The sequence below is a fragment of the Rhodococcus sp. EPR-157 genome (genome assembly GCF_001647195.1).
GTDB lineage: Bacteria > Actinomycetota > Actinomycetes > Mycobacteriales > Mycobacteriaceae > Rhodococcoides.
On sequence record NZ_LVCV01000481.1, the window covers coordinates 1 to 7,533 of the forward strand.

Below are 7,533 nucleotides of genomic sequence, written 5' to 3' on the forward strand. Positions count from 1 at the left end.
CTTCGCGGTAGCCGGAATCGCGGTCGCAGGTGCGGCGTTGTTCGCGGGCGCCGGTGTGTACGTGGGTGCCAACCACGTCATCGAGAACCGATTGGGTCCCTCCGCGATCGGGTGGGCGTTGATGCTTGGCACCGTGCTGGACGGTGTCCCTGAGAACACTGCACTAGGGGTGTCCCTGACCAGTGGCGGCGGCCTGGTGCTGCTGGTGGCTGTCGCCGTCGGCAACATCCCCGAGGCCGTGGGAGGGGCTGCGTTGATGCGTGATCAGCACGGCTTCAGCCGCGCGCGAGCACTGGCATTGTGGGTGGTGACCGCCGTGATGCTGGTGGTCGTCACGGTTGTCGGGTTCGCGCTCTCCGACGTCATCCCCGAGACCGGGATCGCCGCTGTGCAGGCGTTCGCCGGCGGCGCCACATTGGCGGTGCTGGCCGACTCGCTCATGCCCGAGGCCTACCGCGACGGCGGATGGTGGGTCGGTATGGCCACCGCAGCAGGCTTTCTGGTCGCCTTCGCTCTCGGATGAGTCCATCTGTGCGAGTCCATAGGTGCAAGTCCATTGTGCGAGTCCATAGGTGCGAGTCGATGACCAAGGAGTTCGGGGCGGCGCCGCGGCAGCTGAACACCCGAACACTCGGTCACCATTCGATTGCTCCCGATCGCAGCATTCTGCCGGTCACGTGTGTTTCGGCCGCCATGATGGAACATCGCCCGTCGCCGCGGCGATCTCGCGTAATTTGCGATTGGTATGCGACGAGGCCACCACGAGCATGTCGAATGCCGCGTCTTCGGAGACTGCGTAGCGCGACATCACAATACCGGTTGCGATGCCGATCTCGCGATTGGATTTTACTGCTTCGGCCAGCTGCGTGCTGCGGTCCTCCGCCCGCGCCGCCTTGAGCGCGACCGCGGCATGGTCGGCGTAGATCGCACAATCGTCCAGCACCCCTGGGGTGAAGAACTGTGGCCGGTGGGAGTAGAAGCTCATCGCGCCGAGCTCGACGTCTGCCAATGCGAGATAGAAGCTGGCGGTCGAACGGATCGGGGTGTCGGCAGTGATCAGGCGTCGGTACTGATCCCACCGCGGATCGTGCTCGACGTCGTTGTTGACGGTCGTTGCTTTCGCCGTCAACGTGGCTTTGGTCGACGATTGACCGGTGCGATCTGCGATGCGCGCCGCCGCTGACAGCACCGCTGGATCGGACGCGGCAATGACCTTCAAGGTCCCGTTGCGGCGAAGCGTGGTCACGGCGGCTCCGGAGCAAGAGATCGTTTTCACCGCCAGGTCGACGACACGCTGAGCAGTCGGGGCGGATGCAGTTTCCTGCGCCAAGTCCCACGCCAACGACGCAAAGCGTTGCCCAGTGTGATGCGGGTTGACAGTGCTCACAGCCGTTGCCTCTCACAGCGAAATTTCCAGAACATCGTGTTGCCCATCTTGCCAGGTGCAGAGCAACACCGGCACCGAAGACGAGAGACAGCACACCGCCGCACGACGTCCGGGCCTGAGCGAGGACGATCATGCCGAGGTTTCCGCCGGCCCCGCTGCGGTCATCAGAGTGGGCTTTGCATCGCGATCGTGTCCGAAGGTCGACGGCACCAGATCGGGTCGCCGCTCACCTCGGGTGTACGGCGTGCGGGCGGTCTCGGGGTCACCGAACGTGATGGCGCGTGCCCGGCGGAATTGGTGGCCAGCGTCGCTGCCCAATTGACCAGTGTGCCGACGCGTATGCGGTTGCCGGACAGAAACGCAATGTGGATCACTCCCTACGACAGCCAGCCCAGCAAGCCCGACATGCGCAGCGGCCCCGCCTGAACGAGGGCATGACCACGCGCGATGTAGGCGGCGCTACCGAGATCGCGGTAGGTGAACGGCGCACGCGCAGCACCGGGGTCGGCGACGTCAGCGGCGATCAACGCTCCGACGTGGCGACCGCCTTGTATCGCCACTTCCGCTACACCGGATAGGCCGTTCAGCGACATCATGTCCCCGGCCACCCAGATGTTCCGGTGCCCGGGTACCGACAGGTCCTCCTCGACGGCGATTCGCCCCGACCGGTCCTGCTCGACACCAAGAGCATCCGCCAGGGTCCGCACGAACGGAACGGCTTCGACGCCGGCTGTCCACAACACCGTGCGAGTGTCGTACCGGGTGACCGTCTTCGGCTCGTCCTTGGTGGTGGTTTCGATATCGGTACCGGTGACGTCGCTGAGTGCACCGAGATGGGTTTCGGAGGGCTGGCGGGGTGAAGCCGTAGCGATCAGCGCGGTGATAAGCATCGACTGCGTCCAATGACGGCGTGCGCGAATGGTCCACGAAACTCCGTGTGGCGTCGGCGACTGTGCACGGCGGGGATACGCCACATGTTCTGTACCCCGGAGCCGGTGGGTTCATGCTCCCGTGCCGGGCCACTCCCGGGCCGAGGCCCTCACGGGCGTTCGATCAGCGACACCACGGCGGCCGCGATCGACCCTGTGGCCGCGCGCGCCCGTCGTTGTCGGTCCGCGCCGGACCCGCGTGTACGCAACCGGTTCACCTGCGCCTGCACCCATGCGGAATCGGCAGATGCGGCGAGCGCATCCGCGACGTGGCTGCAAAGACTGTCGATCACGGCATCGGCGGGAGCGGACCGGCCGGTGAGCGGATGAACCAGAGTCGATCGCAGTCCGCTCCTGCCTGCGCGCCAATACGCCCAGCGCAGAGCATGATCGGTGGTGTCGGGCGGTGCAACGTCGTCGTCGATGGCGCGCAGAGCGGTCATGACCAACGCCCTGACCAAGACCGCCAACAGCACTGTGTCGGCTGTGTCGGCGGGGACGTCGCTGACGCGAACTTCGACGGTAGGAAACCTCACCGAGGGGCGAACATCCCAGTAGACCATCCCGTCGTCGAGGATGGCGCCTACGTCCTTCATCTGCGCGAGCAACTGCGCGTAGTGCTCGGGTGACCGGACGAACGGCGGTGGCCCGGCGCTCGGCCACCGCGACCACAACACCGAACGCCAACTGGCGTAGCCGGTGTCGTGGCCGTCGTAGAACGCCGAGTTCGCCGTCAGCGCGAGCAGAACAGGTAACCAGGGCCGTAGATGATTGCCCACGTGCATTTGCTGTCGCTCGATCCGGAACACCGACGTGTACGTGGGCTCCGCAGACGCCTTGTTCGGCGGCGATGATGCCGTATTCGGCTGCGATGTGGCGGTAGCGGACGGTGTCGGTGATCGGGCCGCTGGTGGGCAGTATCGGCGGTACACCCGCCGCGAGGACCGCTGCACCGCAGGCGCGGGCTGCGGACGCGGCCAACGACCGGGACCGGTGCAGCTGAGCGAGCAGCTCGTCGGCGGTGTGCAGCACCGGTGTCGAGGTCTCGATCTGACAGGGCGTCAGTTCGAGCTGCACGTCGAGACCGAGCGATGCAGCGCGGTCGGCTACCTCCCGGTTCCGCATCACCGGGACACCGGTGCTCGGGTCGAGAAGTAAAAGTTCTTCTTCCACTCCGAACGTCGGAACTTGCCGCGTAGTCATCCGATGCCCCTTTCCCGCGCGCTGTCGACCGCTTCGGCGTCGACCGACAGCGTTCGCTTCGGCTACCGAGCGCTCGCGTCGGCTATGTCGGGTTCTCGTGGGTCAGTGCCCGGTAGCCGGTAGCTCCTGCACGGTCGATGGCGGCTTTGACGATGCCGAACACGGCGCCGTGAACAGCGGCCGCGATCAGCACCTCCTGCACCGACCGGGTGAGGTCTTTCGGGTCCGGTGCCTCGACGTCGTTGTCGCCGACGTGTTTCCATATCTGTTTGAACACCACGCCTGCCGCGATCCCGCCGAGAACACTCGTCGCCAGCGACAGCGGTGTGTAGAACGCTTTCGACACTGCACTCATCGCAGTACCTTCCTTGAACGTCGTCGGCGAAGAACAACGCTCACCACGACCGCAGCCACGATGGCTCCGACGATTCCGGCGGCGGCGCCGCGATGATCCTGGACCGCGGTCGATGCCCTCGATGCTTGGTAGGCAGCTTCGTTGCTGACCCTGGTGGGCACGTCTGCTTTCGCGGCGAGGGCAGACACTGTTTCGGCCAGTTCGGCGCGTTGGTCCTCCACGCTCGGCGGGGGCTCGTTGCTGTCAGCGGTGTGCCCGGTTGGTGTGTCGGTCATCGGATTCCTTTCTTGATGGCGGTGATGTCGTCACCGACGCTCGCTGCAGTGTCTTCGGGTATCGGCGGCAGTGCGTTCTTCGCCCGCGATGCCCCGACGGCGGCCAGTACCGCGCCGAGAAGCAGGACGGCGGCGGCGACGATCAGCGCCGCGAGCCACGCTGCCACGACGGTCGCCAGACCCAGTACCGCGGCAGTCAGGAGCGCGGCGAGGCCGAAGAACAGCAGCAGGGCACCCGCGCCGGAGATTCCGATGCCGATACCGACGCGGGCCCCTTTGCTCTTGACTTCGGTGAGCCCTGCATTGATTTCGGTGCGAACCAGCGTCGAGACCTGAGTGGTCAGGCGTTCGACGAGCTCCACCGTCGACAGATCGGCGACATCGGACTGCCGGGCGGGGTCGGTCCCGGGGTGGCCGGGGCGGTGCTCTGCGGTCATGAGGTTCTCCTTCGGGGCGTGCTCGGCCGGGTTGTGCTCAGCCGGGGTGTGTGATGGCCGAACTGGTCGGTCGGTGTTCGCCGGGTCGGTCTCTGGTGGGTTGTGGCTCTCTCGTAGGCGCCGGCCTTGCTCGATCGCTTCGGCATCTGCCGCCTCGTTCTTGTCCGACACCCGGGTGTCGCGCGGCGGAAGTTGCAGTCGCTCTTCGGCCACGAGCCCTGCCTGGAGCTGGCGGCCACGCTCGAGTTCGGAATCGAGTTCGGCTCCGAACAGCAACGCCAGGTTGGTGATCCACAACCACAGCAGGAAGACAATCGCTCCGGCGAGCGAGCCGTAGGTTTTGTTGTAGCTGGAGAAGTTCGCGACGTAGAACCCGAACCCGACCGTCGCGAGGATCCATACGATGATCCCCACCGCTGCGCCCGCGCTGATCCATTTGAACTTCGGTTGCTGCACGTTCGGGGTCGCGTAGTACAAGATGGCGACCGCCAGGACGATCAGCACCAGCACCAGCGGCCAGCGCGCGATGTTCCAAACACTCAGTGCGGTGTCACCGAGTCCGACGACGTCCCCGACGGCCGAGGCCACGGGACCGCTGATGGCGAGCATCACCGCAGCAAGTGCGATCAACACCAGCGCGATCAACGTGACCAGCAGCATCACTGGGCGCAGTTTCCAGACTGGTCGGCCTTCCTCGACTTCGTACATGCGGTTCATCGCCCGCCCGAACGCGCCGACGTATCCGGATGCGGACCACAATGCGCCGGCGACACCGATGATCAGCGCGAACCCCGCGGTCGGTGCCTGCACGAGTTGCTCGATCGGGCCACGTAGGGTCTCGACGGCGGACGACGGTCCGAGGTCACCGACGATTTGCAGCACACCGTCGACCGTTGCTTGGCCCTGCCCGAACACCCCCAGCAGTGACACGATCGCCAATAATGCCGGGAACAGCGAGAGCACCGCATAGTAGGTCAGCGCGGCCGCGAGGTCGGTGCACTGGTCGCGAGAGAACTCGCGTGCAGTTTTCTTCACCACGAACACCCAGGACGGCTTCGTCAGATCCGTCGGCGACTCCGGCTTGCGCGGGTCGTCGGGATCGGCGTCGATCGGTGCAGGCGAATCAGGCTCGGTGCTCACCGTATCTCGATACCCACCCGCTCGAACTCGAACCAGACCGCCCACGACGAGGACTGCACCGAAGCCGCTCGCCCTTTTGGCTCGGCTACGAACCGCCGTGCCACTGTCCGCGATATAAACTTGTCGCCATTGTCCGATGGTGAGGTGTGAAGGTGGTCGAGTTCGAGATGACAGCTGACTCCGTGGCGGTCCCGTTCGAGGTCGGCGTGACCCGACGGGGCGGGCTGGTTGTTCTGAATGTGCGGGGGGAAGTGGACCTCGTGACAGCGCCGCAGCTGACCGAGTCGATCGACACGGTACTGACCGAGCTCGAGCCAACGGCATTGATCGTCGATCTCACGAACGTGCCGTTCCTCGCGTCGATGGGCATGAGTGTGCTGGCCGAAGCCAATCGCCGAATCGGCGATGCCGCAGTATTCGCGGTGGTGGCGGACGGCCCGAGCACCGCCCGCCCGCTGACCATGATGGGCCTCGATCAACAGTTCGTGATCTACACCGACCTCGACGCGGCCGTGGCAGCTGTCGCAGCCTGATCACACGTGGTCCGGTCCGACAGGAAGTATTCGAGCGGCGGTAGGGGATTTTTTCGGTGGAGACGGGTATGACACTGTGATGTCATCGCCTCCTGCGCACGAAGCGGGTCCGGTCGAGTGGGTCATCTCGAACGCACCTGCCGACCCGTCGCACGCCAGTGCGATACGCCGCGCACTCGCCGAATGGTTGAGCGCCACTGCCTTCACCGAACAGACCCGTTACGACATCACCCTCGCGGTATACGAAGCCGTCGCGAACGCGGTCGAACACGCCTACCGCGATCGGACCGTCACTGGGACGATGACCGTTCACGCCGCCTACTCCGCGGCGCAAGGAGCACTTCAGGTGTCGGTCAGCGATGACGGCACCTGGCAGCAGCCCACACCGACACCATTGCGCGGCAACGGAATCCCGCTGATGACTGCGCTGAGCAACGACACCTCGATCGATCACACCCACCGCGGAACATCGGTGTTGATGAACTGGATAGTCTAATTCTTCCTCGCCGCAGGCAGTATCCGCACGCGTTCGGCTGCGCGGTACGCAGTGCGAAGGATCTCAATGAGGAAGCAACAGGGCAGCGTTCTCAGCGTCAGGGGCGAGCGTGAACCATCCGCTCGACGGCGATGACGACCGGTTGTCGCCGAGCACCAACACCATCACCGCTGGCCGGGTCCTCCTCGAAGGGGATGCGCTTTCGTCATGGTGTGGGCGGTACCCGGGGCCGGGCGGCGTCAACCCAACTTCCACGAGCACATCGACTTCTGGAACATTGTCCTCTGGTGGAGCCCCGGCGGTCGGGTGTAGAACCGCCGGCGTAAGAACCGGGTGCGGGCCCCAGCTCGAATCCAGTGCGGCCCGGTTCGTCGAAACCACCTCTCGGCGCGTGCGCGGTAGGAGATCCTGGGAAACGAGACCGTTCACAGCGGTGCGGTATGTCCGGGTGCAGCGGTGGTCGGAAGGAGAGCTGATGAACTATGCCGAGATGTCCTCGGACCAGCTGGGGGAGCGGTACGACCGATTGACGAAGGAGAGACGGTCGGCGATAGCCCACGATGCACCCGCCGATCAGGTGTTGTCGATGGAGAACGAGTGCACCAGGGTGCACAACGAACTCAGACGCCGCGGCCTCTGACCCGGACACACATCACCGGGCGAATCACGACCGGGGCGACAAGCGGCTGAACGGACGAACGTGTGGGCGGTACTGATGTGAATATCGGCGGCTGCGGATCAAGATGAGGCAAGCACGGCGTCACCGAACGCGCCCACC

Annotated in this window: 8 protein-coding genes and 2 pseudogenes; 4 read left to right on the plus strand and 6 right to left on the minus strand. The window is 65.2% G+C overall.

Annotation, left to right across the window (positions count from 1 at the left end; genetic code table 11):
* Positions 1 to 523: ZIP family metal transporter (locus A2J03_RS21875; protein ID WP_068378191.1), on the plus strand; the 523-nt coding region annotated here is incomplete at its 5' end.
* Positions 524 to 673: 150 nt separating this feature from the next.
* Here A2J03_RS21875 and A2J03_RS21880 read toward each other — a convergent pair.
* The 6 genes and pseudogenes from A2J03_RS21880 to A2J03_RS21915 form a co-directional block, all read right to left on the minus strand.
* A complete protein-coding gene (locus A2J03_RS21880; RefSeq protein ID WP_082898002.1) occupies positions 674 to 1,387 on the minus strand; it encodes a GAF and ANTAR domain-containing protein in 714 nt (237 codons plus the stop codon).
* Positions 1,388 to 1,624: 237 nt separating this feature from the next.
* Positions 1,625 to 2,229: pseudogene (locus A2J03_RS21890) on the minus strand (FAD-dependent oxidoreductase); the annotation flags it as partial.
* Between the two features lie 197 nt (positions 2,230 to 2,426).
* A pseudogene (locus tag A2J03_RS32110) lies at positions 2,427 to 3,519 on the minus strand (carboxylate-amine ligase).
* A gap of 82 nt (positions 3,520 to 3,601) precedes the next feature.
* Positions 3,602 to 3,874 carry a DUF4235 domain-containing protein gene (locus tag A2J03_RS21905; RefSeq protein WP_068378201.1) on the minus strand — a complete coding sequence of 91 codons (273 nt, stop codon included), beginning with the start codon at positions 3,872 to 3,874 and terminating at the stop codon, positions 3,602 to 3,604.
* Positions 3,871 to 4,149 (minus strand): DUF3618 domain-containing protein, encoded by a 279-nt coding sequence (locus tag A2J03_RS21910; RefSeq protein ID WP_068378203.1) that lies wholly within the window; start codon positions 4,147 to 4,149, stop codon positions 3,871 to 3,873. The genes A2J03_RS21905 and A2J03_RS21910 overlap by 4 nt, the downstream gene beginning before the upstream one ends.
* On the minus strand, positions 4,146 to 5,726 hold the full coding sequence (locus tag A2J03_RS21915) for a YihY/virulence factor BrkB family protein (protein WP_068378205.1): 1,581 nt from the start codon (positions 5,724 to 5,726) through the stop codon (positions 4,146 to 4,148). Before A2J03_RS21915 ends, A2J03_RS21910 begins: the two co-directional genes overlap by 4 nt.
* A gap of 167 nt (positions 5,727 to 5,893) precedes the next feature.
* Between A2J03_RS21915 and A2J03_RS21920 the strand changes: the two genes are divergently transcribed.
* The 3 genes from A2J03_RS21920 to A2J03_RS21930 all read left to right on the plus strand — a co-directional run bounded on the left by A2J03_RS21920 (position 5,894) and on the right by A2J03_RS21930 (position 7,395).
* The gene (locus A2J03_RS21920; protein WP_068378212.1) at positions 5,894 to 6,259 is read left to right on the plus strand and encodes an STAS domain-containing protein; all 366 of its coding nucleotides are present in this window, start codon (positions 5,894 to 5,896) and stop codon (positions 6,257 to 6,259) included.
* A 79-nt stretch (positions 6,260 to 6,338) separates the two neighbouring features.
* A complete protein-coding gene (locus tag A2J03_RS21925) occupies positions 6,339 to 6,755 on the plus strand; it encodes an ATP-binding protein (RefSeq protein WP_068378206.1) in 417 nt (138 codons plus the stop codon).
* A 475-nt stretch (positions 6,756 to 7,230) separates the two neighbouring features.
* Complete coding sequence (locus A2J03_RS21930) at positions 7,231 to 7,395, plus strand: hypothetical protein (protein WP_156520517.1); 165 nt, start codon at positions 7,231 to 7,233, stop codon at positions 7,393 to 7,395.
* Positions 7,396 to 7,533 lie beyond the last annotated feature (138 nt).

Excerpts from the sequence above, each read along its gene's own strand:
- A2J03_RS21930 (WP_156520517.1), top strand. The coding sequence starts at position 7,231 with ATGAACTATGCCGAGATGTCCTCGGACCAGCTGGGGGAGCGGTACGAC.
- A2J03_RS21920 (WP_068378212.1), top strand. The coding sequence starts at position 5,894 with ATGACAGCTGACTCCGTGGCGGTCCCGTTCGAGGTCGGCGTGACCCGA.
- A2J03_RS21910 (WP_068378203.1), bottom strand. The coding sequence starts at position 4,149 with ATGACCGACACACCAACCGGGCACACCGCTGACAGCAACGAGCCCCCG.
- A2J03_RS21925 (WP_068378206.1), top strand. The coding sequence starts at position 6,339 with ATGTCATCGCCTCCTGCGCACGAAGCGGGTCCGGTCGAGTGGGTCATC.
- A2J03_RS21905 (WP_068378201.1), bottom strand. The coding sequence starts at position 3,874 with ATGAGTGCAGTGTCGAAAGCGTTCTACACACCGCTGTCGCTGGCGACG.